This is a genomic window from Halomonas nitroreducens, from assembly GCF_003966155.1.
Lineage (GTDB): Bacteria > Pseudomonadota > Gammaproteobacteria > Pseudomonadales > Halomonadaceae > Halomonas > Halomonas nitroreducens.
In genome coordinates, this window is record NZ_RXNS01000011.1 from 82,902 (window position 1) to 106,030 (window position 23,129).

Sequence of the window (23,129 nt, forward strand, 5' to 3'; positions counted from 1 at the left end):
GGCCGTCAGGGGATCAGCACAGCGGCACCGGACAGCCGTCCGGCGCGCAGGTCGTCGAGGGCCCGGTTGGCATCCTCCAGCGGGTAGGCGGTGGTCTCGGTGTGGATGGGCACCTGGGGCGCCAGGGCGAGGAACTCCTCGCCGTCGCGGCGGGTGAGGTTGGCCACCGAGGTCAGGTGGCGCTCCTCCCACAGCAGGCGGTAGGGAAAGGACGGGATGTCGGACATGTGGATACCGCCCGAGACCACCATGCCCCCGGGACGCACCTGGGCCAGGGCGGCGGGCACGAGATCGCCCACGGGTGCGAACAGCAAGGCGGCATCCAACGGCGCCGGGGGCGTCTCGTCGCTGCCGCCGGCCCAGGTCGCGCCGAGTCGCCGGGCGAAGGCCTGGGCCTCGCCGTCGCCGGGGCGGGTGAAGGCATAGACGGCCTGGCCGCGGGCCAGGGCCAGCTGGACGAGAATATGGGCGGCGGCACCGAAGCCATAGATGCCCAAGCGACGCGGCGAGTCACCGCCGGCGAGGCGCCAGGTGCGGTAGCCGATCAGTCCGGCACACAGCAGCGGCGCGGCGGCCTGGGCATCCTCGGCCGGCAGGGGAAAGCAGTAGCGAGCATCGGCCACGCAGTACTCGGCATAGCCGCCATCCCGGGTATAGCCGGTGAAAGCGGCCCGCTCGCAGAGGTTCTCGCGCCCGGCCCGGCAGGGCTCGCACTCGCCGCAGGTCCAGCCCAGCCAGGGCACGCCGACCCGCTGTCCGGCCTCCAGGCCGGCCACGCCTTCTCCCCGGGCATCGACCTCGCCGACGATCTCGTGGCCGGGAATCAGCGGCAGCCGGGGACGCTCGAGCTCGCCGTCCACCACATGCAGGTCGGTACGGCAGACGCCACAGGCCAGTACCCGAACCCGCACCTCGCCGGGGCCGGGCTCGGGAATGGGAATATGCTCGCAGCGTAGCGGCTGGTTCGGGCCGTGCAGGCGCATGGCGCGCATCTCGCTCATGGAACGCTCCTCTCGAGGATCACGTCCCGAGCATAGTCCACCCCCTGGGCAACTGGCGCGTCTTTCCCGACGCGACGAGCGAAGCGCGTTTTCGGCGCCAAGCCGGCACTCGTCTGGCTGGCACTCTTGAAAGCAGCGCTAAGCCTCTACCGCCACCTCGTAGCCGGTAAACTTGCGCAGGTTGATCACGCCGCTGTCGAGGATCAGGTACTGGCCCTTGATGCCCAGCAGGGTACCCGCCACCTCGGGCTGCTTGTCGAAGTTGTGGGAGACCACCTTGCGGGGGGACTCGAGCACCGGGTACTCGAAGGTGCGTGGCGGGGCATCGACTACACGAATGGCATCGTCACCGAAGCGCTCGCGCAGGTTGGCAAGGCCGCCGGCCAGGGCATCGAGCAGGCGGTCGCGTTCGCCGGCCAGGTCCAGCGCCTCGGCCTCGCCCTTGAGCATGGCCCGCCAGTTGGTGCGGTCCGACACCTGCTCCTTGAACAGCACCTCGACGAAGCCGGACTGCTGGCGGGAATCCACCTCGAGGATGGGCAGCGCCTGCACTGCGCCCTGGTCGAGCCAGCGGGTCGGCACGTGGGTGCCACGGGTGATGCCGACCTTCAGCCCCGAGGCGTTGGCCAGGTAGACCACATGGGGCTGGAAGCAGTGCCGCTCTCCCCAGTCGGGCTCGCGACAGGTGCCCTGGAAGAAGTGGCAGAGTTCCGGCTTCATGATGCAGGTATCGCACTGGGCCAGCTTCTTGAAGCAGGGATAGCAGTGCCCCTGGCCGAAGCTCTTGCGGGTCGCCCGGCCGCAGTGGGTACAGGCAATGGCCCCGGTCCAGGTCAGGCGCAGGGGCTGGCCGAGGCGGGCATTGAGGTCCAGGCGGCCCTCACCGGCCCGCAGGGTGTAGCGCGCCGGGCGGCCCGGTTCCACGGCCATCTTGGTCAGGCAGCCCTGCAGCGTGGTCGCCTCAGTCACGGCTGGCATCCCGGGCCAGGCCGGTCAGCGCCGGCGAGACGTTGGCACCGCTGCTGTCCGCGCCGCAGGTGCGACGCTCGAGAAAGCCGACCCGAGCCTCTTCCGGCACGCCATTCTCCACCTCGTAGCGCATCACCGCCTCGAGGCACAGCTCGGTCTGCTCGGCCGTCAGGAAGCGGCCATCCGGCCACTTGCGCAGCGACACCGCCTGCTTGAGGCTCTCGTAGATGGCGGGGGTCATCTGCTGGATCATGCGCTCGAAGGTCATATCGCTCATGGCGGACTCCGGGATACGGGCTCAACGGGGGGAACGGACTCGGCGGGAATGATACCAGCCCAGGACAAGGCCCACGACCAGCCCCCCCACATGGGCCTCGTTGGCCACGTTGCCGAAGCCCACCACGGCGGCCACATCGGTCATGGTGAAGACCATCCAGCCGAGCATGAAGACCACCAGCATCTGGGGCACGAAAAAGCCGTCGGCGGGACGGCGACGCGACATCAGCCAGACATAGCCGAGCAGCGCAAAATCGACGCCCGACATGCCGCCGAACAACACGGTGCCGGTGGCGTACTGGGCCAGGTTGCCGCCGATGCCGGCCGCCAGCAGCAGGGTGAGCATGCGCCCGCGACCATGCAGCGTCTCCACCTGGCGGCCGAAGAACCACAGCCAGAGCATGTTGAAGATCAGGTGCATCCAGCCGAAGTGCAGGAACGCCGGTGACAACAGCCGCCAGACCTGTCCCGAGGCCAGCGTCTCCGCCAGGCTGCCGAAGGCCAGCTGGCCCTTGACCACCCCCACGGGCACGATGGTCAGGGCGGCGATCACCAGGTCGCCGAGCACGCCCATCACGGCGAACACCCCCAGGCACAGCGCCAGGGCCGTCGCGGTCACGGGCGCCTGGCGAAAGGGAACCTGCCAGGCCGGCAGGGAGGCCCGGGGCCGGCGGCGCTCCCGGGGCATCAGCGACTCACCCCGCTGCCAGCGCTCCACCAGGCGCTGCATGGCCGCCTGCTGGGCGGGATCGACCAGCCACAGCACCTGGCCCTCGGCCTCCTCGGTAAACAGGTGGCCGATGCGGTGGGCCCAGAGGGCCTGGCGCAGGTCATGGATATCGACGTCATGGGGCAGCAGGATTACCCGGTACATGGTCTCTCCAGCGATAGACGAAGCGGCTGTGCCGGGCACAAAGAAAAAGTCCGGCGGAGGGGGCCGCCGGACAAGAGCAAGGGATCATTCAAGGGAACACCTACTCTGATACGGGCGACGACGGGAAGTTCTTTCCGAGTCACGATATTTTCGTAAAGAAATGTATCAATCGAAATCGATCTCCCAGGGCTGGGGCCGGGCCTGCTCCTCCCGCGGCACGCGGATCCACACGAAGTGGTTGGCGTCGAGGCGCGATTCGCCGCTCCAGCGGTAGGCCACCAGGCGTCCGAACTTCACCGCACTGTAGTCCAGGCAGGCGATATTGGGTGCCGGCAGGGCCGGGATGCCCTCGCACCAGTAGTGGCCGATGAACAGCGGCGGCTCCTCCGGCCCGTAGAAGCTCAACCGGGCGCGCTCGGCCTCGGCCAAGGCGCGCAGCTCCAGCTCCCCGGGCAGGTTGTCCGGCTGAAACACCACGTCGCCCCAGGTCTTTGGCGAGCGTGCCCAGAAATGGGCCCGGAAGCTGCGCCGCGTGAAGCCGTCGCCGGACTGGATCTGGATGCCCTCGGGCAGCGGAATATGACTGCCCCGCGTCAGGCGATCGAGAATCCGGAACGCCCGGGTGCCCGGCTGCACGGCGGCGGTCAGGAAGTCGATATCGATCCGGGCATCGGGACGCTCGCGGCGCAGCGCCTCGACCAGCGCCTGATCCCAGCAGGCATGCACCACCCGCAGGCCGTCGAGCTCCAGGCACAGCGGGATGTCCATGAACCAGGCCAGGGCGTCCTCCCACTCCTGGGGATGATCGCGGTACTGCTCGAGGGTCTCCCGGACGATGCGATTGTGGCGCGGGGTATGCTCGCGCAGCCATTCGCGGCCAAGCCCCGGCGGGGCCCGATGGCTGTAGGCCAGGGCATTGACCTCGTGGTTGCCCATGACGATCAGCGCCTCGCCCTCTTCCACCATGCGCCGGGCGATGGTGACCGCCAGGCGGATCCGCGGCCCGCGGTCGATCAGGTCGCCGAGGAAGATCACCTTGCGCCGGGGGTGACGGTAGACACCGCCTCGCTGGTGATAGCCCAGGCGCTCGAGCAGCGACGCCAGGGTCGCGCCACAGCCGTGGACGTCGCCGATCAGGTCATAGCCTTCGAGGACGGCTTTGCTCACCTCAGTCTCCCAGGCGGTTGCTCCAGCCCAGCTTGCTGCGCAGGACCTCGTAGAAATTGTGCCCCAGGGGATGCACCAGCTGCACGCGCTGGGGCTTGCGACTGATGACCAGCACATCGTCGGGCTTGGCCACGGCCCGGGTCTGGCCGTCGCAGCTGATGTGGGGGTAGGTCTGGTTGGTCTCGCCGATATGGATGCGGATCTCGCTGGCCGCGTCGATGGCGATAGGCCGGCTCGACAGGGTATGCGGGAACATCGGCACCAGGGTGATCACCTCGAGCTTGGGATGCATGATCGGCCCGCCGCCGGAGAGCGCATAGGCCGTGGAGCCGGTCGGCGTGGCGATGATCAGGCCGTCGCTGCGCTGGCTGTGGACGAACTGGCCATCGATGAACAGCTCGAACTCGATCATGCGCACCGCCTTGCCCGGGTGCAGCACCACCTCGTTCAAGGCATCGCCGTTGCCGACCAGGGCATCGTCCCGGTAGAGCTCGGCATCGAGCAGGAAACGCTCCTCGACTTCGAACTGCCCTTCGAGCACTTCCCCCACCCGTGCCTCTAGCTCGTCGGGAGAGATATCGGTGAGAAAGCCCAGTCGTCCGCGATTCACCCCGAGCACCAGGGTGCCGCTGTGGCAGAGGGTGCGGGCGGCACCCAGCAGGCTGCCATCGCCGCCGACCACGATCACCAGGTCACACAGCTCGCCGAGCAGGCGACGGCTGGCCTCGGGATGACCGTGGCCCAGCAGCACGGTCGCCGTGCGGTCCTCGATGATCACGTGGTAGCCGGCATCATCGAGGAAGCGGCAGAGCCGCTTGAGGGTCTCGACCACCTTGGCACTGCCCAGGCGACCGATCAGGCCGATGTTCTTGAAGGGTTGCATGCGCGGGTCCTTCGCTTCACGACGGCTCATTATGGCGATACGCCGTGAACCGGGCAAACCGCCCTTACGCGGCCAGGGGCGCCCGCCGGCGCTGCCACCACTCGTTGAGCGCCAGCGACCCGAGGATGATCGCCCCGCCCAGGGCCAGGCGTGGCAGGTCGGCATCACGGTTCCAGATCAACAGGTTGACCAGCAGGCCCGCCGGGACCAGGGCATTGTTCATGATGGCCAGCGCGCCGGCATCGACCCGGGTCGCGCCGAGGTTCCACAGGAAATAGCCGAGCCCCGAGGCGACCAGGCCGAGCCAGGCCAGCACCCCCCACTGCACGCCGCTGGCGGGCAGGGCCGAGGCATTGCCCAGCAGCAGGAAGGCCGGAGCAGCCACCGCCAGGGCACCGAGGTAGAACCAGCCGAAGACCGCGAGCCGTGGCAGCGCCTCGGGCAGCCCGGCGGAGAGACGCCGGTAGCCGACCTGGCCGAGGGCGAAGCACAGGTTCGCTCCCTGCACCACCAGAAAGCCCAGCCAGTAGTCGTCGTCGAGCCCGCGGTAGCGGATCACCGCCGCCCCGAGCACCGCCAGCGCGGCAGTGACGAGATGGAAGGGAGTGAAGCGCCGGAACAGGGCGTCGTCGAGCAGGGTGATATAGAGGGGCGTCAGGATGGTGAAGAGCAGCACCTCCGGTACCGACAGCAGCAGGAAGGACTGGTAGAAGAAGATGTACATCAGGCCGAGTTGCACGGCGCCCAGTCCCAGTAGCGCCAGCCGCTGGCGTCCCCGCAGCAGCGACGGCCGCAGAAAGGGCAAAAAGACCAGCGCCGCCAGGGCGATGCGGGTCATCACGGCGAAGTAGCTGTCCACCTGGCCAGCCAGGTAGACGCCGATCAGCGAGAACGAGAAGGCCCAGAGGACGGTGATGCCGACGAGGTAGCTCAAGGTCAACTCCAGCGGAAATAAGAGGTTGACGGCGATTATACCCGTGACACGCGTCCTGCCAAGGATCAGGCCCGGCGCAACCAGTGGATCACGTAGACGACCCCGGGCACCCAGCCGAGCAGGGTCAGGCCCAGGGCAATGGCCAGGCGGCGGGCCCCGCCACCGGCGAGCCCCATGGCCAGCGGTGGCAGCAGGACCGCCAGGGCGAGCAGGGCCGCATAGGGTTCGGGCCGCGCCGGGACCTCGGTGGACGGGATCTCGGTGGACGGGATCTCATCGCTCGGCGTGGTGGGCTCGGCGGCCGTGACCCGGACCTGGTCGCCTGCCCGGGGAGTGAAGTGCTCCACGCCGCCGCCCTCATGCTCCAGGGCACGACGGTGGGCCTCCTGGTCGATCTTCTGCTCCAGGCTCTCGGCGCCCTCGGCAAGGACATCGTGATAGCGCTCCCAGTCTTCCCAGTCATGAGGCGTGCCGGCCCGCGGCCGGTGATCGCTGGCCTCGCGGGCTCGCGACCAGGCCTTCTCCTCCAGAGTATTGGGGCGCTCCCGGTCGCGTTCTCCGTCCAGCCCCTTGCGGGCCAGGTATTCGCGGGCATCCATGAGGCGTCTCCATCGGTCGGGGATGCGGCATTGTGCCACATTGGAGTGGAGCGACCGACTCGGGTTCCTGGCCCGCGCCGCGCCACCGTTGGCTGGCGGGGTGAGGGTCGGCGGGATGGCAACGCTGCGGGTCGGCTATGCTGAACGCGAGACACGTTCCGGCCGAGCTCGCCTCGGCGCCGCCGGACCCAGGCTTCACGAGGCGCGAGCACCGGGCGAGTCAGGTACCAGCGTTGGCACAAGGAGAACCGCCATGCCCAGCAAGGCCCCCACCATCGTGCGCGAGATCATGTCCCGCGACTGCTACCGGGTCACCGGCAAGACCTCGGTGTCCACCCTGGCCGAAGGCCTGGCGCTGCATCGCCTGCCCGGCGCCCCGGTGGTCGACGAGCACGACAAGCTGATCGGGTTCATCTCCGAGCAGGACGTGCTCGGCAAGGTGCTGGAAAGCTCCTATCTCAACGAGGAACCCCCGCTGGTGCGGGAACTGATGCGCAACGAGGTGCTCGCCGTCTCCCCCACCAAGAGCATCACCGACCTCGCCCAGGAGATGCTGGGCGCCAAGCCCAAGGTCTACCCGGTCACCGAGCAGGGCCATCTGGTCGGCATCGTGACCCGCCGGGATGTCCTCAGCGCCATCCTGCGCATGCGCCATTCCTGATCGTCCTCCGCGATTCCGACGCCCCCCGCCCCCGATGTTCCCTCGTCGGGGGCGGGGGCGTCATGCACGTGAGTCACGCAAAGAAAAGCCGCCCCAGCATGACTGAGGCGGCAAAGGATCGAATATGCAAGCCAGAACAACAGTGTTAGCGACTGCCATCGCGCTGTTGCCTGCACCTGTTCTGACAGTGTTAGCGGGAAAAGTTCGTCATGCCGAGGAAATTTTTTCACGTTGCGCGTCCGATGCGCCGGACCGGTCGGGGTTGTAATCATTAACTCACTGGATATACTGGGAAACCTCGCGGGTGTAGCTCAATGGTAGAGCAGAAGCTTCCCAAGCTTAAGACGAGGGTTCGATTCCCTTCACCCGCTCCATCGAATACTCCCTCCCTCCTTCCCAAGTTGCTGGTTCCGAAGTCATTTCTCCTTGGGCGCGCCCAGGCGTCGCGCGGCATGACACCCCATGCCGAAGATTACCCAGCCTCTCAGGCCAGCCGACAGGCCCTCGTCGATCCCCGAGGATCGCCTGGGCACCGGGCCGCAACCCGGCATGGCATCGACGGGACACGCGCATGAGGGTCAGCGACGACCGCTTTCCCCTCCAAGCTCGACCAGGGTATGCATGTCGAGGATGTGGATCTCGCGACCGTGCACGGCGACCAGGTCCTGCTGCTGAAAACGCCCCATGACACGGCTGACGGTCTCCACCGCCATGCCCAGATAGTTGCCGATCTCCGCCCGGGTCATGGAAAGCCGGAAGCGGTAGGGCGAGTAGCCCAGCTGGCGGAAGCGCTCGGACAGACCGATGAAGAAGGTGGCGAGGCGCTGGTCGGCGGTCTTGTGCGCCAGCATGCGGATGACCCGCAAGTCCTTGCGCATCTCCTTGCTCATGATGCGATAGAGATGAGCGCGCAGCACCGGCAGCCGCTCGGAGAGGAACTCGAGCCGGTCGAACGGAATCTCGCAGACGGTGGTGGCCTCCAGGGCGATCACCGAGCTTGGGTAGATGACCTCGTCGATGCCATCGAGCCCCACCAGTTCGCTGGGCAGGTAATAATGGGTCAGCAGTTCATCACTGCCCCCCTCGTTGGCGACCTGCTTGAGACTCCCGGAGCGTACGGCATAGACGCTGGTGAAGGGGCTGCCCTGACGATACAGCCACTCTCCCCGCCTCAGGGTGAGACGCCGGCGAATAATGGTGTCGAACTGCTCCACCTCCTCGAGTTCGAGAGCCAGCGGCAGACACAGCGAGCGATGGCGGCAGGACTGGCAGCGGTTCTCCTGCCCGAGAGAGCGGCGACGATGCACCATGGGAACTGTCATCCCCTCCGCCCTGATGGGGCCGCTCAACGATCGGAACGATCGCGTGAGGGGATCCGAGCCGGATGGGCTCGTCTCTGCCCGCTGTGCGTTGGTGTCGCTATCGTCGCGATACATGGCCTGACTCACCCTGCTCCATTCCACTTACCACCACAAGGCATTAGGCCTCGACGATCTGCGAGCCCATGCCAGGGCGATTCCGGTATCCCCCTTGCGGCACTCGCCAAGACTAGCCCGGGCAAAAAGAGGTATCCATAACCCATGTTAGGAAAGACTCGGGGTTGGACCAAGCGGAGCGTCCGGAGGGCCGGCCCGTGCCTGCATCGGCGCCTCGCGACATGCAGGCGGAGCAAGGCCACTACGCCCCACGGGCTTGAAGCGCCCCGGGGGCCTAGCGCGAGGCCATCCTGAGTTTCGCCAGCCGCTCCTCGAGGCCGTCCAGGCGGTCACTCAGGTAGCCGTCATCGAACTCGGCTTCTTGATAGAGACGCCGCATATCGTGAATGGTGATGTAGCCGCGATGCTTCTTCAGGAGCCCATCGCGATCCAGGGCCATCAGGGTGCGATTGATGTGCACCGTCGACTGGCCCAGTATCTGGGCCAGCAGCTGCTGAGAGAGGGGAAAGGGCATTTGCCCCGGGTCGACGGCCTGGACCTTGTTCAGGCGGAGAAAGGTTTCGATCACGAAATGGCAGACCTGGACCCGAGCAGGGCGATGCAGTGTCACCAGCATCCGCTCGGTGAGCAGTGCCTCCTGACGGGCGATGGCGGCAAACAGGGCGATCGCCAGCGACGGGGAGGCCAACACGAGGTCGGCGATAACCTCGTGGGCAAAGCCGCACAGGCTACCCGGCGTGATCATCCTGGCCTGGCTGGCATGTCGACGGAAGGTGAATTCCCGCAGGCCGATGATATCACCGGGCAGCAGCAGCTCGATGATCTGGCATTCGCCTTCGCAGGTATCGCGGAAGGTGCATGCCCAACCACTCTGGAGGGAAAACAGGTTCGTGACCCGATCCTCGGGCGACCACAGCACCTGGTCCCTGGCGACCTTGACCGGGCGATGCTCGAGCCGGTCCAGCAGGCGACGTTCGAACGCCTCCAGGCCAATGTAGCGGCCCATGGCGGCTTGGAGGCCAGTGACGCTTCCCATATCGCTCCCCTCCTCGATCACCCTCTCCGGTGTTGGCCGATAAGCCCTCTTCCTGAGGCATGACCAAAGAGGCTGGCCCCTCATGCCGAAGGATAGACGGCAGGCACGATCAGCCCACAAGAGCAAAAGCCTGATACCCCAACGTCCTGCCCCATGGCGCCGGGGCCATGGATCCGGGTTACATCGCCGCTCCGCTCCCGGGGCATGCCACCACCAGGGGCCTGGCTTGGCTTCCTCCTGGCACATCTCCCTGAAAGGCAAGGGAAAACATCTCGACAGGAGTTCTCATTGGCCTGCCAAGCAGGGTATGAGATGCCTCATTCTCCGGTATGAAAAACGGCGGTGGCGCGCTCTCACGCGGGCGAACTTGATCGGCGTCATGGTCTCCCGATAGCCCCCCTTCTACCTTTGCCACCCAGGCCCACTGGCCGCATTCACATGCCGCATCCATGGAGACTGCTCGATGTCTCGCCCTGATCATCCGGACATGCCCACCGCCATGCTGCCCCAGGAGCTCCTGGCTCTGGCCATCGACCACGAGCACCAGGAGTTGTGCCGCTATCGCCGGCTGGCTTTCCGCTTTCTGACCTTCGGTTGTGGAATCAGCCCCCTGATGGCCGCCCTGGGCATCGAGTGCGAGGGACGGCTGAACGAACTGCACGGGGTCGCAAACGAGATCGGCCTGTCACCGTCGACGATCGAGCCCCTTGAGGGCAAGCCGCCGAGTTCGGAGCTGATTAGCGATCGGGGGCAGGCGCTGGCCACCTTGAAGCGAGCCGAGGCCCGGGCCAGGCGTGCGGTTCACAGGACGGAGCAGCTGCAACGGCGCAACGTCGACCCCGCCTTGCAGTTGCTGTTGCCGGGCCATGTGGCTCAGAAGCAGGCGGAGTGCCATATCCTCCAGGAACTGCTTACCGCCTATGACGGGGAGTTCGTGGACATCCCCCGACCGGCCTCGCCTCGCACGACGCCTGGCGTGTTCGGGCGTGGCGTGTCGCGAGGCTCGTTACGCCCCTGAATGTCCAGAGGCCGAAAGTCAGAGGCACAACAAGTGCGCTTGCCGCCGACTCTGCACGAGATGGGATGGTGATCATGCTGATACAGATTCCGAAGGCCCGCACATCGCAGCCTTCAGGTGAAATCAGGCGCGATTCCTTGGCCAGGTTCTTCCTTGGCCCATTGGCAGGCGTTGCCAACCGCAGAAAGTTTCTGACTCAGTTCGAAGTCGCCAGGGGCAGGCTTCGGTCACAGCGCCAGGCTTATGCTCTTCTGATCGCCGATGTGGATCATTGCAAGGCCATTAATGACAGCTTTGGACATCAGGCTGGCAATCTCGCGCTCTCGCTGTTGTCGAACCGCCTTGATTCATGCGTTCGCAATGGCGATTCCATTGGCCGAATCGGCGGCGAAAAATTCGCGATCCTGCTCGCCGACTGCGACCCGAAAGCAGCGGCAGAACGCGCCGAATCGATCAAAGACAGGGTGGCGACCGCCCCCCTGGGATTGGGCGACCTCCAGATCCCTGTGACCATCAGCATTGGAGGTGTCGCCATTGCCGACCCCCGCTGCAGCTTCAACGACGCATACTCCCAGGCCACTCGAAGACTATACCGAGCAAAGCAAGCTGGCCGTAACCGAGTGCAGATGGAAGACCCCTCCGTGGCCGATGAAGATTGATGCTTCCGCGTCCGACACTGGACGTTGAGCGTGAGACGTAGCCAGGCCGAGCCGTAGCCCCTACAATCACAGCCTGAGCCTGGCCGAGTGCCCACCGTGGGTCTGCGCTCCGCCCGGCCCCCGGAATCCCCGGTCCCTGGCCGGGCCCATCAACCGTGGAGGAGGCGGCAAGCCCCTTCCCCACTGTCCCCCACGCTTTGTCGAGCCCAGCCGTTTCCGCATCCTCCCATGGCCCTATACCTGACCGTCTTTCTCGTCTGCCTGCTCATCTTCGGCGGCATGGTCGCCATTTTGATGCTCTCGCGCACCCCCCGCTACCGCACCGAGCCGGAGCACCTCCTCGAGGTGTTCGACAAGGCGCTCGACAGCCGGGTCGGCGAGACCGAGTGGAACACCATCGTCGGCTACCCGGTGCGCCACGACGACTACCTCGAGGGCGTGAGGCGCCGTGCTCAGCGGCTCATGGACGAACATGGACGGCATGGCCGGGTCGCCCGCGGCAAGCCGCTGCTGGATGCCGAGGGCCAGGCCGAGCTCGCCGCACTGCGCGATCACCTCGCCGCCCGCACCCAACTTAGGCGCCGGCAAGCCGACCCGTGAGCGTCGACGCCGGTTCCGGTAGAATGGGCCGGCATGACCCGACACTGCATGCCGGAGGCCGACGACGATGACCAGCGCCATCCGCCAGATCCCCCTCGACACCGCCATCCACCACCATGCCCACGATTTCCACCAGATCGTGATCGGCCTGCGTGGTCAGGCCGAGTTCGAGATCGAGGGGCTGGGTGGCTCCATCTCGGCGCTGTCAGGCTGCATCGTGCCGGCCAACCACATGCACTACTATGCCGGCACGGGCGACAATCGCCAGCTGATTCTCGACCTGCCCCATGATGCCCTGTCGCTGACCGGCCACCACCATGAACTGGCCCGGCTGTTCGACGCGCCACGCTTCTTCGACCTGGACGACCCCCTCGAGCGCTACCTGGACTTCCTGCTCCATGAGCTGCGCCTGATGTCTCAGCAAGGGCCCCTGCCCCTCCTCCAGCAGGAACGTCTGGCCTCGACCCTGCTGGGCTCGCTGCATGCCCGGCTGGCCGGCGAGCCCCCCTCTCAGGGACGGCGACTGGACCTGGCGGCGCTGGATCGCTTCATCGACCACCACCTGGGTAGCCACCTGCGGGTTGCCGACCTGGCCGCGGAAGCTTGCCTGAGCGAAGCCCACTTCACCGAGCGCTTCCGCGCCCAGACCGGCCTGTCGCCCTGGCAATACGTGATGCGGCGTCGCCTCGAGGCGTCGCGCCGCCTGCTGAACGAGAGCCATCTGCCGATCTCCGAGATCGCGGCCCTGACCGGCTTCACCAACCAGAGCGCCCTGTCCCGCGCCTTCCGCCGCGCCTTCGGCCAGCCGCCCAGCCAGGTGCGGCGCCGCAACCGTCAGCAGCTGACCTCATCCGCCTCCCGAGCTTAGACCAAAGTCGCAGAAAAGTTCCCTCGCAGCGTCAACATCCGCGAAATCGACAAATCCCCCCGGGAAATCGACAAGCAGAACCTAATGATCGGCCCTAACCTCATAGGATGCCCTCGGTCCGCGGGCGGCCATGCGCCGGCGGCCGAGACCTTACCCTGTGACGACGGGCTTTAAGCGGGAACTCTTCATGCTCAATGCCAACAACATGCTGGATGACGCCACCTGGCGTCAGGATCTCGATACCCTCTTCGCACGGATCAGCGAACACTATGTCATCGACGAGAACGCCTTCGTCGAGGAACTGATCAAGACCCTCGACGCCAATCGGCAGGACTTCACGCGGATCGCCGACAAGACCGCCGAACTGGTACGCGAGATCCGCGAGATGGACACGGCGGTGGACACCATCGACGAACTCCTCCAGCAATACAGCCTGGATACCCATGAAGGCCTGATGCTGATGTGCCTGGCCGAGGCCATGCTGCGCATCCCCGACAAGGCCACTGCCGACGCCTTGATCGAGGACAAGCTCGGCCCGGCCGACTGGAAGGCCCACCTCGGCCAGAGCGAGTCCTGGATGGTCAACGCCTCCACCTGGGGCCTGCTGATGACCGGCCGCGTGGTGACCATGGACAGGCCCCACGAAGGCAAGCCCTCGAGCTTCATCAACAAGATGGTCAATCGCATGGGCGAGCCGGTGATTCGCCGCGCCATGTACGAGGCCATGAAGGTCATGGGCAAGCAGTTCGTGCTGGGCCGTGACATCGACGAGGCACTCAAGCGCTCCAGGCCGCTGTTCGACAAGGGCTACACCTACTCCTACGACATGCTCGGCGAGGCCGCGCGCACCCGGGCCGACGCCAAGCGCTATTTCGACGACTATGCCCGCGCCATCGAGCAGGTCGGCAAGACCAGCCGCTCACTGTCCGACAAGACTCCGGCTCCGTCGATCTCGATCAAGCTCTCGGCGCTGCATCCGCGCTACGAGTTCGGCCGCCGCGAGCAGGTTCTCGAGGAGCTGGTGGGCAGTGTGCGCGAGCTGGCCGGGCTGGCCCGCCGGCTGGGCGTCGCGGTGACCATCGACGCCGAAGAGGTCGATCGCCTGGAGCTGTCGCTGGAGGTGTTTCGCGCCGTCTACGAGAGCAGCACCTGCCGCGGCTGGGGGCAGTTCGGCCTGGTGGTCCAGGCCTACGCCAAGCGTGCCCTGCCGGTCCTGCACTACCTCAACCGGCTGGCCGAGCGCCAGGGCGACGTGATCCCGATGCGCCTGGTCAAGGGGGCCTACTGGGATACCGAGATCAAGGAGTCGCAGCAGCTCGGCGTCGACGGCTATCCGGTCTATACCCGCAAGGCCTCCACCGACGTGGCCTACCTGGTCTGCGCGCGCTTCCTGCTCTCCGATGCCACCCGGGGACGGATCTTCCCGCAGTTCGCCACCCACAACGCCCACACCATCAGCACCATCCTGGAGCAGGCCAACGAAGCCCAGCGACCGTTCGAGTTCCAGCGCCTGCACGGCATGGGCGAGGCCCTCTATGACGCGGCCCTGAAGCGTGCCCCCGAGGGCACCTACTGCCGCATCTATGCCCCGGTGGGCGCCCACAAGGATCTGCTGCCCTACCTGGTCCGCCGGCTGCTCGAGAACGGCGCCAACTCCTCCTTCGTCCACCAGCTGGTGGACCCCAAGGTGCCGGTGGAGTCGCTGTGCGTGCACCCGGTGGAGACGCTGCGCCAGTACGCGACCCCGGCCAACCAGCGGATTCCCCTGCCGCGGGACATCTTCGGGCCGGAGCGCAAGAACTCACGGGGCGTGAACCTGAACATCCGCAGCCAGTACCAGCCGCTGATGGATGCCATGGCCCAGCACATGGACAAGCGCTACGAGGCCCGCCCGCTGCTGGCCTTCGACGTCGCCACCGACCCGGCCATGGTCCACGAGGTCACCAGCCCCTACGACCGGCGCCAGGCGGTCGGTACGGTCCTGTGGACCAGCAAGGCGCAGGCCGAGAAGGCGCTGGACGCCGCCTGGGCGGCCTTCCCGCGCTGGGATGACACCCCCGTGGCCGAGCGAGCCGCCATCCTGCGCCGCTTCGGCGACCTGATGGAGGAGCACATGGCGGAGCTGATGACGCTGTGCTCCCGCGAGGGCGGCAAGCTGCTCACCGACGGCGTCGACGAGATCAAGGAGGCGGTGGACTTCTGCCGCTACTACGCGATGCGGGCCGAGGAGCTGTTCGCCGAGCCGACACGCCTGCCGGGGCCCACCGGCGAGTCCAACGACCTGATGATGGGTGGCAAGGGCGTGTTCGCGGCGATCAGTCCCTGGAACTTCCCGGTGGCGATCTTCTGCGGCCAGGTCGTGGCCACCGCGGTGGCCGGCAACACCGTGCTGGCCAAGCCCGCCGAACAGACCTCGATCGTCGCCCACCGCGTCATCGAGCTGCTCTACGAGGCCGGCATGCCGCGGGATGTGGTCCAGCTGCTGCCCGGCGACGGTCCCACCGTGGGTAGCGTGCTGACCAGCGACCCGCGCATCACCGGCGTGGTGTTCACCGGCGGCACTGACACCGCCCAGATCATCAACCGTGCCCTGGCCGCCCGCGAGAATGCGCCCCTGCCGACCCTGGTGGCCGAGACCGGCGGCATGAACGCCATGATCGTCGACTCCACCGCCCTGCCCGAGCAGGTGGTGGCCGACGTCATCCAATCGGCCTTCCAGAGTGCCGGCCAGCGCTGCTCGGCGCTGCGCGTGCTCTACCTCCAGGACGACGTGGCCGACCGGGTCATCGAGATCCTCGAGGGCGCCATGGCCGAGCTGCATGTCGGCGATCCCCGCGAACTGGGCACCGACGTGGGTCCGGTGATCGACGAGGACGCTCGCCAGGGGCTGCAGGCACACATCGACAAGCTCAAGGGCGAAGGCCGCCTGCTGGCCGAGACCCGGCTCGATGCGGCGCATACCGCCAATGGCACCTTCATCGCGCCCACGGCCTTCCAGATCGAGGGCATCGACGCCCTGGAGCGGGAGCAGTTCGGACCGATCCTGCATATCGTGCGCTACAAGGCCAGCGAGATCGACAAGGTGATCGAGGCGATCAACGGCCGCGGCTACGGGCTGACCTTCGGCGTGCACAGCCGCAATGAATCCTTTGCCGATGAAATAGCGCAGAAAGTCCGCGTTGGTAACGTCTACGTGAACCGCAATATCATCGGGGCAGTCGTCGGGGTCCAGCCTTTCGGTGGGCAGGGCCTCTCCGGCACAGGTCCCAAGGCGGGGGGGCCACACTACCTGCTGCGGTTTGCCACGGAAAAGACAGTGACCGTCAACACCGCCGCCCTGGGCGGCAACGCGTCACTGCTCGCGCTGGGAGACGAGTGAGCTCGCTCACTCGTCAGTTACGACAACAAGACTGAAGGAATCCCCTCATGGTCGAAAATAACGTCACCATAGGCTTCACGTTCGCGCTCTACTTGCTGGTGATGCTCGCCATCGGTGTCATCGCCTACAAGCGCACCACCAACCTCTCCGACTACATCCTCGGCGGCCGCTCGCTGGGCCCCTGGACCTCGGCGATCTCCGCCGGGGCCTCGGACATGTCCGGCTGGCTGTTGCTCGGCCTGCCGGGGGCGGCCTACGTCAGCGGCCTGTCCGCGGGCTGGATCGCCGTCGGCCTACTGGCCGGCACCTACCTGAACTGGCTGCTCGTCGCGCGCCGGCTGCGCGTCTACAGCTTCCAGTCCGGTGACGCCCTGACCCTGCCGGAGTTCTTCGCCAACCGCTTCCGCGACAAGACCCAGCTGCTGCGGGTGATCTCGGCGATCTTCATCCTGCTGTTCTTCATGTTCTACACCAGCTCCGGCCTGGTGGCGGGCGCCAAGCTGTTCGAGACCGTCTTCGGCTTCGACTACACCATGGCGCTGACCATCGGCACCCTGGCGATCATCTCCTACACCTTCTTCGGGGGCTTCCTGGCGGTCTCCTGGACCGACCTGATTCAGGGCCTGATGATGGCCGCGGCGCTGCTGATCGTGCCGGTGATCGCTTTCACCGAACTGGGTGGCGTCGGCGGCAGCAGCAACCAGATCCTGGCCGAGAACCCCGACATGCTGAAGTGGTTCACCGATGCCTCCACCGGCGAGGCCCTCACCGTCATGGGCATCGTCAGCTCCATGGCCTGGGGCCTGGGCTACATCGGCCAGCCGCACATCCTGGCGCGTTTCGCCGCCATCCGCAGCGAGGACGATATCCCCACCGCACGCCGCATCGCCGTGTCCTGGTCGGCACTGTGCCTGGTCTGCGCCATGGCGGTGGGGATCCTCGGCACCGTCTACATGGCCCGCGACCTGGGCGACGGCGAGACCATCTTCATGATCATGGTCAACGCCATCTTCCACCCGGTGATCGCCGGCGTCCTGCTGGCCGCCATCCTCGCCGCGGTGATGTCCACCGCCGACTCCCAGCTGCTGGTATCCTCCTCGGCCCTGACCGATGACTTCTACAAGGCCATCTTCCGCAAGGACGCCAGCCAGTCCGAGCTGGTCTGGGTGGGGCGCTTCGCGGTGATCGGCATCGCCATGCTCGCCTACCTGCTGGCGCTGAACCCCGGTTCCACGGTGCTGGGCCTGGTGTCCTACGCCTGGGCCGGCTTCGGTGCGGCCTTCGGCCCGGCCCTGGTGATGTCGCTGTTCTGGCGGCGCATGAACACCTGGGGCGCCCTGGCCGGGATCGTGGTCGGCGGGGTCACCGTGGTGGCCTGGGCCCAGGTCTCCGGTGGCATCTTCGATCTCTACGAGATCGTGCCCGGGGTGGTCTTCGCCTACATCGCCATCGTGGCGGTGAGCCTGGTGACCGAGCAGCCCAAGGACGAGATCACCGCCGAGTTCGACAACCTCGAACGGGCCTGATCCTTCCCCCCGGAAAAGCCGCCCCTTGGGGCGGCTTTTCTGTGTCCGGTGTCAGCCCCAGACGCCGAGCCCCCCCACCACCAGCGCGAATCCCCACAGGGCCAGGCGACTCCAGCGTGCCCCGGCCTGTCGCCACAGCCAGCCCTCGCCAACCTCCAGCGTCAGCGGGCGCGCGAAGGCACTCCCCAGGGCCCAGGCCCCGATGCCGACCAGCGGCAGGCGCCAGGCCAGCGGCAGGGCCTGGAGGGTCTCGGGCTGCAGCAGCAGCCAGATGGCGGTCCCCGCCGCCAGCAGCAACAGGGTCAGGGGGCGTTCCAGCAGGCCGGGACGCGGCCCGGCGAAGAGAGTCCTGCCACGCATGAGAGGCTCCGCTCGCATCGTTCTCCTTAGTGAAGCCGAAATCCGGCCACCCGGCGAGGCAGCGTGCAGGAAATGTGCAATGATTGTACAAGACCTGTAATCACCCCCCATCCATGGCCTGATCCTGATCGGAATTGCGCATCCACCCCTATCGAGGCCATAGAAAAATTCTACAAGACGTTTAGAAACGCTGTTCGCTATACTTGTGATCACTGCTTCGCGGCGCCGAATTCCTCGGCGTCGCCACCCTGGATGACACCGGGAGGACCCCCATGAAAACGACGCGTCTCATCTCCGCCGCCGCCCTCGCCACTGCCGGCATCATCGCCAGCCAGGCCGCCTTGGCCTACCAGGCCGGCGACGTCTATGTGCGTGGCGGCGTCGCCAAGACCGAGGTCAAGGACGACAACGGCCGCGTGGCCGGCGCGGACCTGGATATCTCCGACGAGCGCGGCTTCTCGTACGGCCTGGGCTACCAGTTCCACGACAAGCTGGGCGTCGAGCTCAACGGCACCGAACCCGTGGAGCATGACCTGGCCCTCGGCGGCGCCGGCATCGGCAGCGTGGAGCGCATGCCGCTCAACCTGATGCTCAACTACTACCCGCTCGGCGGCACCCCGTCCCGGGTCCAGCCCTATGTGGGGGCGGGCCTGAACTACACCCACTTCTCGGAGGAGGAGCTGCCCGGCCTGGAGGTCGAGGAATCCTATGGCGCCGCCGCCCAGGTGGGCCTGGACTTCGCGGTCACGGACTACCTGCTGGTCGGCGCCTTCGCCAACTATGCGAACGTGGATGCCGATGCCGAGCTCAACGGCAACGACGTGGGCGAGGCCGAGGTGGACCCGGTCACGGTCGGCGGCGGCCTGACCTTCCGCTTCTGACCCCTTCCCCGGGATGCCGCCGGGCCCAGTGCCCGGCGGCGTGTTCTTGATCATCATCAAGCCCGGGAGCCACCAGCCTTGCGCTGGATCAAGATCGACACCCGAAGTGGCCGATAGACTCTGCTCATCATCTCCGGCGACATCCGCCGTCCGCATGACAGAGGAGCCACACCATGCCCAAGTCCCCCCTGCCCGTCCTGCTTGCCGCCAGCCTCGGCGCCGTCGCCCTCGCCGCCAGCTCCCAGGTGCTGGCCTATGGGGCCGGTGACTTCTACACCCGCGCGGGTGTGGCCAAGGTCGAGCCCAAGAGCGACAATGGTGACATCCTGGGCGGGGCCGAGGTCGACGTCGACGACGACAGCGCCTTCGCCTTCACGCTGGGCTATCGCTTCACCGACAAGCTGGGCGTGGAGCTGCTGGCCGCCGAGCCGTTCGATCACGACTTCCAGGTCGAAGGGGTCGCCGGCGGGTCCACCGACCACCTGCCGCCGAGCCTGACGCTGCAGTACTATCCGCTGGGCGGCACCCAGGCCCGGGTCCAGCCCTATGCCGGCCTCGGCGTCAACTACACCCTGTTCTCCGACGAGGAGGTGGCCGTGCCCGGCGTGGAGCTCGAGCTGGATGACTCCTGGGGCGTGGCCGCCCAGCTCGGCGTCGACCTGCTGATCAATGATAACTGGGCGCTGAACGCCGCGGCCTGGTACCTGGACATCGATGCCGATGCCAGCCTCAACGGCGACGAGGTGGGCACCGTCGAGATCGACCCGGTGGTGGTCATGGCCGGCCTCAGCTTCCGCTTCTGAGCCAACGCCCGACCCGCCAGACGCAGGCCCGCCGATCGGCGGGCCTTCTGTCGTCATGGTGATGCCGACTAGCGCGGCGTATGGCGGGACAGCCCCAGCGCCGTCAGCGTCTCGTCGTCCAGGCCGTGCACGGCCTCCACCTCGGCCAGGCGGGCATGGTAGGCCGGGCTCAGAAAGGCCTCGCCGGCCAGCAGGTGGGCAAGGTATTCCCGGGCCGGCCGCAGTGACGTCGCGGTGGTACCGGGCGCGGCGATATAGACCCACGCCTCGATGGCCCCATGCTCGGTATGGATCGGCAGGCGATGGCGATCGTAGTCATGGGGGTAGCCTTCGAAGGGGTCCATGCACTCGATCTGCTCGGGGGCGAGCAGCTCGAAGAGCGCGCCCTCCACCCGGCCGCCGGGCGCTGGCCCCACATTGGCATGGCTGATGCCGGCCACCCGGGAGGCCTTGTCGAAGCGCAGGGTATGCTCGGCCAGGACACCGGGCAAGGCGCGACGGGTCGCCCCGATCCGCGCCTCGACCCGAGCCGGGTTCATGTTGCTGCCATAGGCGAAATAGTACGGCATCGGTGCCTCAGTTCTCGGTGACCAGCTGGTCGATCCGCTCGACCACCTTGCACATCAACACCCGCTCGCTGGTGCGAGCCCTTTCCTGGATCAGGTAGGCATCCACGGCGGGAGCCACGTCACAGCTCGCCGGCAGGGGTGCGCGCGCCTCCACCAGGGCCTCCAGCCTCGCGATGAACACGAAACGCAACCACTGGGGCAGCGCCATGGTGTCGATGCAGAACGGCTGAGTGCTGTCGAAGGCCTCGGGGGCCGGACGCTCCATGCGCCACATGTCGGCGGCCTTCATGGTGGACTCGAGTTCGCGCAGCGCCTGCTCGAGTTCCTCGTGTACGCTCATGGAATGTCCCTCCGGTCTGACTGTACCTTCATTATCCCGCCTGGACGCGCCGAGGGCCAACCCCGGTTCAGGATGGCGAGATAGCCGGCTGGGCGGCCAGCACCTTGCGCAGGAAGTCCCGGGTGCGCGGGTCACGAGGGGCATTGAACAGCTGCGACGGCGGCCCCTGCTCGACGATGCGCCCGCCCTCCATGAACACCACCCGATCGGCCACGTCCCGGGCGAAGCCCATTTCGTGGGTCACTACCAGCATGGTCTGCCGCTCGGCGGCGAGCTGCTTCATCAACGCCAGCACCTCCTCGACCCACTCCGGGTCCAGCGAGGATGTCGGCTCGTCGAACAGGATCACTTCGGCCTGGGCGGCCATGGCCCGGCCAATCCCGACCCGCTGCTGCTGGCCGCCGGACAGCGACGCCGGATAGGCGTCGGCCTTGTCGGCCAGGCCGATGCGCGACAGGATCTCCCGGGCCCGGGCATGCGCCTTGGCCTGGGGCCAGCGGTTGACCACGATCAGTCCCTCGGCGATGTTCTCCAGCGCCGTCTTGTTGGCGAACAGCGCATAGTTCTGGAACACGAAGGCCGTGCGCCGCCGGGCCGCGAGGATGTCGGCACGGCTCGCGCGGGTGACATCGACATCCAGGTCACCGATGGTCAGCTGCCCGGCATCCGGTCGCTCGAGGAAGTTCAGACAGCGCAGCAGGGTCGACTTGCCGGTACCCGAGGGCCCGATCACCACGATGATCTCGCCCTGATCGATGGCCAGGTCGATGCCATCGAGCACGGTGGTGTCGCCGAAGCGCTTGACGAGATTGGCTACCTGGATCATCTGCGATACGCCTCGTTGAGCCGGGTCTCCAGCCGGCGTTGGCACCAGGCCAGCAGCTCGACGATGACCCAGTAGAACACCGCCACGGTGATGAAGGCCTCGAAGTACAGGAAGCTGCCCGCCGCCTCCTTCTGGGTCGCCCCCATCAGCTCGGTGACGCCCAGGGTGAAGGCCAGGGAGGTGGCCTTGATCATGTCGATGAAATAGTTCATCAGGGTGGGGACGGCCACCCGGGTGGCCTGGGGCAGCACGATGCGCCGCATCAGCTGGCCGTTGGTCATGCCGATCGACAGTGCCGCCTCGGTCTGGCTGCGGTCCACGCCGACGATGGCGGCGCGGATCGACTCCGCCATGTAGGCGGCAAAGTGCAGGGTCAGCCCCATGATGGTGGCGGTGATGCCGTTGATCTGGGTGAGAAAGGCCAGGACCTGGGGCAGCCCGTAGTAGAACAGGAACAGCTGAACCAGCAGCGGCGTGCCCCGGAAGAAGGAGATGAACAGCAGGGTCACGCCGTTCAGCCCCGGAATCCCCAGCACCCGGATCACCGCCAGGCCGCAGGCCAGCACCAGCGCCAGCGCCATGCCCGCCGCAGCCATGGCCAGCGTCAGCGGCAGATAGCGCAGCAGGATGGGCACCAGCCCCACCATGTAGTCGAAATCGAGAACGCTCATGTCGGCTGGGGCAGCGGATCAGGGACGCGTGATGTCGTTGCCGAACCAGCGCTCGGAGATCTCGGCCAGGGTGCCATCCTCGCGCAGCGCGGTGAGGGCCGCGTCGACCTCGTCGCGCAGGGCGCGATCCGCCTCGGTGTCGCGAAACGGCAGGGCGTTGCGAATCTTGGAGAACGGCTGGCCAGCGAGGGCCAGGGGCAGCGGCTTTTCCTGGATGACCTGGCTGGCACTGACCCGGTCCATGACGAAGGCATCGACCCGCCCCAGGGCGGTGTCCTGCTCGATGTTGCTCTCGTAGGTACGGATATCGATCTCGTCGGCATAGGGCAGCTCGCGCAGCAGCTGCTCATAGTTGGAGCCCAGATTCACTGCCACGGTCTTGCCGCGCAGGTCCTCGACGCCCTGGATGGCCTCGTTGCCTTCCTTGACCACCACCTGGGCGCCGTCGTAGACGTAGGGCCGGGTGAAGACATACTTCGCCTGGCGCTCCTCGGTGATGGTGATCTGGTTGGCAATGGTGTCGATGCGGCCGGACTCGAGCATGCCGAACAGCCCGGAGAAGTTGGCGGTCACGAACTCCACCTCGGCATCCATTTCCTCGGCCACCGCCTCCATCACGTCGACCTCGAAGCCCTTGAGGGTGTCCTGCTCGACGAAGGTGAAGGGGAAGTAGCCGCCGGACATGCCGACCTTGAGGGTGTCGTCCTGGGCCTGGGCGCCACCGGCAATGGCGATGGCGCCGGCAGACAGCATGGTCAGGGCAAGGGAACGCAACATGAGGATGTCTCCACTG

Annotated in this window: 25 protein-coding genes and 1 tRNA gene; 10 read left to right on the top strand and 16 right to left on the bottom strand. The window is 66.8% G+C overall.

Translation table 11 applies throughout. The features are described from left to right. Positions 1 to 5: 5 nt before the first annotated feature. The 8 genes from EKG36_RS12370 to EKG36_RS12405 form a co-directional block, all read right to left on the bottom strand. Entirely contained in the window at positions 6 to 1,001 is a 996-nt protein-coding gene (locus EKG36_RS12370) for a zinc-dependent alcohol dehydrogenase family protein (RefSeq protein ID WP_126484509.1), read from the bottom strand. Between the two features lie 138 nt (positions 1,002 to 1,139). After that, complete coding sequence (locus tag EKG36_RS12375) at positions 1,140 to 1,931, bottom strand: DUF2797 domain-containing protein (RefSeq protein ID WP_126484701.1); 792 nt, start codon at positions 1,929 to 1,931, stop codon at positions 1,140 to 1,142. 31 nt (positions 1,932 to 1,962) lie between these two features. Next, on the bottom strand, positions 1,963 to 2,247 hold the full coding sequence (locus EKG36_RS12380; RefSeq protein WP_126484511.1) for a YeaC family protein: 285 nt from the start codon (positions 2,245 to 2,247) through the stop codon (positions 1,963 to 1,965). A 21-nt stretch (positions 2,248 to 2,268) separates the two neighbouring features. After that, positions 2,269 to 3,120 (bottom strand): rhomboid family intramembrane serine protease, encoded by an 852-nt coding sequence (locus EKG36_RS12385; RefSeq protein WP_126484513.1) that lies wholly within the window; start codon positions 3,118 to 3,120, stop codon positions 2,269 to 2,271. A gap of 165 nt (positions 3,121 to 3,285) precedes the next feature. Then, positions 3,286 to 4,287, bottom strand: a complete 1,002-nt coding sequence (locus EKG36_RS12390) for a metallophosphoesterase (protein ID WP_246007505.1) — start codon at positions 4,285 to 4,287, stop codon at positions 3,286 to 3,288. Position 4,288: 1 nt separating this feature from the next. After that, on the bottom strand, positions 4,289 to 5,170 hold the full coding sequence (locus EKG36_RS12395; RefSeq protein WP_126484516.1) for an NAD(+) kinase: 882 nt from the start codon (positions 5,168 to 5,170) through the stop codon (positions 4,289 to 4,291). Positions 5,171 to 5,234: 64 nt separating this feature from the next. Then, entirely contained in the window at positions 5,235 to 6,104 is an 870-nt protein-coding gene (locus tag EKG36_RS12400; protein WP_126484518.1) for a carboxylate/amino acid/amine transporter, read from the bottom strand. Between the two features lie 65 nt (positions 6,105 to 6,169). Further along, positions 6,170 to 6,703: a YqaE/Pmp3 family membrane protein gene (locus EKG36_RS12405; protein WP_126484521.1), complete on the bottom strand. Its 534-nt coding sequence runs from the start codon at positions 6,701 to 6,703 to the stop codon at positions 6,170 to 6,172. Between the two features lie 253 nt (positions 6,704 to 6,956). Between EKG36_RS12405 and EKG36_RS12410 the strand changes: the two genes are divergently transcribed. Together EKG36_RS12410 and EKG36_RS12415 are read left to right on the top strand one after the other, a co-directional pair. Next, positions 6,957 to 7,364: a CBS domain-containing protein gene (locus EKG36_RS12410; RefSeq protein ID WP_126484523.1), complete on the top strand. Its 408-nt coding sequence runs from the start codon at positions 6,957 to 6,959 to the stop codon at positions 7,362 to 7,364. A gap of 300 nt (positions 7,365 to 7,664) precedes the next feature. Further along, positions 7,665 to 7,738: transfer RNA gene (locus EKG36_RS12415), tRNA-Gly, on the top strand. A gap of 204 nt (positions 7,739 to 7,942) precedes the next feature. Here EKG36_RS12415 and fnr read toward each other — a convergent pair. Together fnr and EKG36_RS12425 are read right to left on the bottom strand one after the other, a co-directional pair. After that, positions 7,943 to 8,686, bottom strand: a complete 744-nt coding sequence (fnr, locus tag EKG36_RS12420; protein ID WP_246007506.1) for a fumarate/nitrate reduction transcriptional regulator Fnr — start codon at positions 8,684 to 8,686, stop codon at positions 7,943 to 7,945. Positions 8,687 to 9,074: 388 nt separating this feature from the next. Beyond that, complete coding sequence (locus EKG36_RS12425) at positions 9,075 to 9,836, bottom strand: Crp/Fnr family transcriptional regulator (RefSeq protein WP_185827549.1); 762 nt, start codon at positions 9,834 to 9,836, stop codon at positions 9,075 to 9,077. 463 nt (positions 9,837 to 10,299) lie between these two features. Here EKG36_RS12425 and EKG36_RS12430 point away from each other — a divergent pair, with 463 nt between their 5' ends. From EKG36_RS12430 to putP, 6 genes are all read left to right on the top strand, one after another. Continuing rightward, positions 10,300 to 10,854: a hypothetical protein gene (locus EKG36_RS12430; RefSeq protein WP_126484527.1), complete on the top strand. Its 555-nt coding sequence runs from the start codon at positions 10,300 to 10,302 to the stop codon at positions 10,852 to 10,854. A 65-nt stretch (positions 10,855 to 10,919) separates the two neighbouring features. Beyond that, positions 10,920 to 11,513, top strand: a complete 594-nt coding sequence (locus EKG36_RS12435; protein WP_126484529.1) for a GGDEF domain-containing protein — start codon at positions 10,920 to 10,922, stop codon at positions 11,511 to 11,513. Between the two features lie 228 nt (positions 11,514 to 11,741). Next, the gene (locus tag EKG36_RS12440) at positions 11,742 to 12,113 is read left to right on the top strand and encodes a hypothetical protein (RefSeq protein WP_126484531.1); all 372 of its coding nucleotides are present in this window, start codon (positions 11,742 to 11,744) and stop codon (positions 12,111 to 12,113) included. Between the two features lie 67 nt (positions 12,114 to 12,180). Further along, entirely contained in the window at positions 12,181 to 12,981 is an 801-nt protein-coding gene (locus EKG36_RS12445) for an AraC family transcriptional regulator (protein WP_126484533.1), read from the top strand. A gap of 187 nt (positions 12,982 to 13,168) precedes the next feature. Beyond that, complete coding sequence (gene putA / locus EKG36_RS12450) at positions 13,169 to 16,360, top strand: bifunctional proline dehydrogenase/L-glutamate gamma-semialdehyde dehydrogenase PutA (RefSeq protein ID WP_126484535.1); 3,192 nt, start codon at positions 13,169 to 13,171, stop codon at positions 16,358 to 16,360. Between the two features lie 47 nt (positions 16,361 to 16,407). Then, a complete protein-coding gene (gene putP / locus EKG36_RS12455) occupies positions 16,408 to 17,886 on the top strand; it encodes a sodium/proline symporter PutP (protein ID WP_126484538.1) in 1,479 nt (492 codons plus the stop codon). A gap of 51 nt (positions 17,887 to 17,937) precedes the next feature. Here the strand turns inward: putP and EKG36_RS12460 are convergent, their stop codons facing one another. Beyond that, complete coding sequence (locus EKG36_RS12460; RefSeq protein WP_126484540.1) at positions 17,938 to 18,246, bottom strand: hypothetical protein; 309 nt, start codon at positions 18,244 to 18,246, stop codon at positions 17,938 to 17,940. Positions 18,247 to 18,518: 272 nt separating this feature from the next. Here EKG36_RS12460 and EKG36_RS12465 point away from each other — a divergent pair, with 272 nt between their 5' ends. Then, positions 18,519 to 19,127, top strand: coding sequence for an OmpW/AlkL family protein (locus tag EKG36_RS12465; RefSeq protein WP_126484542.1), 609 nt, complete (start codon positions 18,519 to 18,521; stop codon positions 19,125 to 19,127). 173 nt (positions 19,128 to 19,300) lie between these two features. Next, positions 19,301 to 19,930 carry an OmpW/AlkL family protein gene (locus tag EKG36_RS12470; RefSeq protein ID WP_126484544.1) on the top strand — a complete coding sequence of 210 codons (630 nt, stop codon included), beginning with the start codon at positions 19,301 to 19,303 and terminating at the stop codon, positions 19,928 to 19,930. 68 nt (positions 19,931 to 19,998) lie between these two features. On the opposite strand, the gene EKG36_RS12475 is transcribed toward EKG36_RS12470, so the two are convergent. From EKG36_RS12475 to EKG36_RS12495, 5 genes are all read right to left on the bottom strand, one after another. After that, positions 19,999 to 20,499, bottom strand: coding sequence for a gamma-glutamylcyclotransferase family protein (locus tag EKG36_RS12475; protein WP_126484546.1), 501 nt, complete (start codon positions 20,497 to 20,499; stop codon positions 19,999 to 20,001). Positions 20,500 to 20,506: 7 nt separating this feature from the next. Continuing rightward, positions 20,507 to 20,839 (bottom strand): YqcC family protein, encoded by a 333-nt coding sequence (locus EKG36_RS12480; RefSeq protein ID WP_126484548.1) that lies wholly within the window; start codon positions 20,837 to 20,839, stop codon positions 20,507 to 20,509. Between the two features lie 67 nt (positions 20,840 to 20,906). Then, complete coding sequence (locus EKG36_RS12485; protein WP_126484550.1) at positions 20,907 to 21,665, bottom strand: amino acid ABC transporter ATP-binding protein; 759 nt, start codon at positions 21,663 to 21,665, stop codon at positions 20,907 to 20,909. Then, positions 21,662 to 22,336 (bottom strand): amino acid ABC transporter permease, encoded by a 675-nt coding sequence (locus EKG36_RS12490; protein WP_126484552.1) that lies wholly within the window; start codon positions 22,334 to 22,336, stop codon positions 21,662 to 21,664. Before EKG36_RS12490 ends, EKG36_RS12485 begins: the two co-directional genes overlap by 4 nt. A gap of 18 nt (positions 22,337 to 22,354) precedes the next feature. Continuing rightward, positions 22,355 to 23,113: an amino acid ABC transporter substrate-binding protein gene (locus tag EKG36_RS12495; protein WP_126484554.1), complete on the bottom strand. Its 759-nt coding sequence runs from the start codon at positions 23,111 to 23,113 to the stop codon at positions 22,355 to 22,357. Positions 23,114 to 23,129 lie beyond the last annotated feature (16 nt).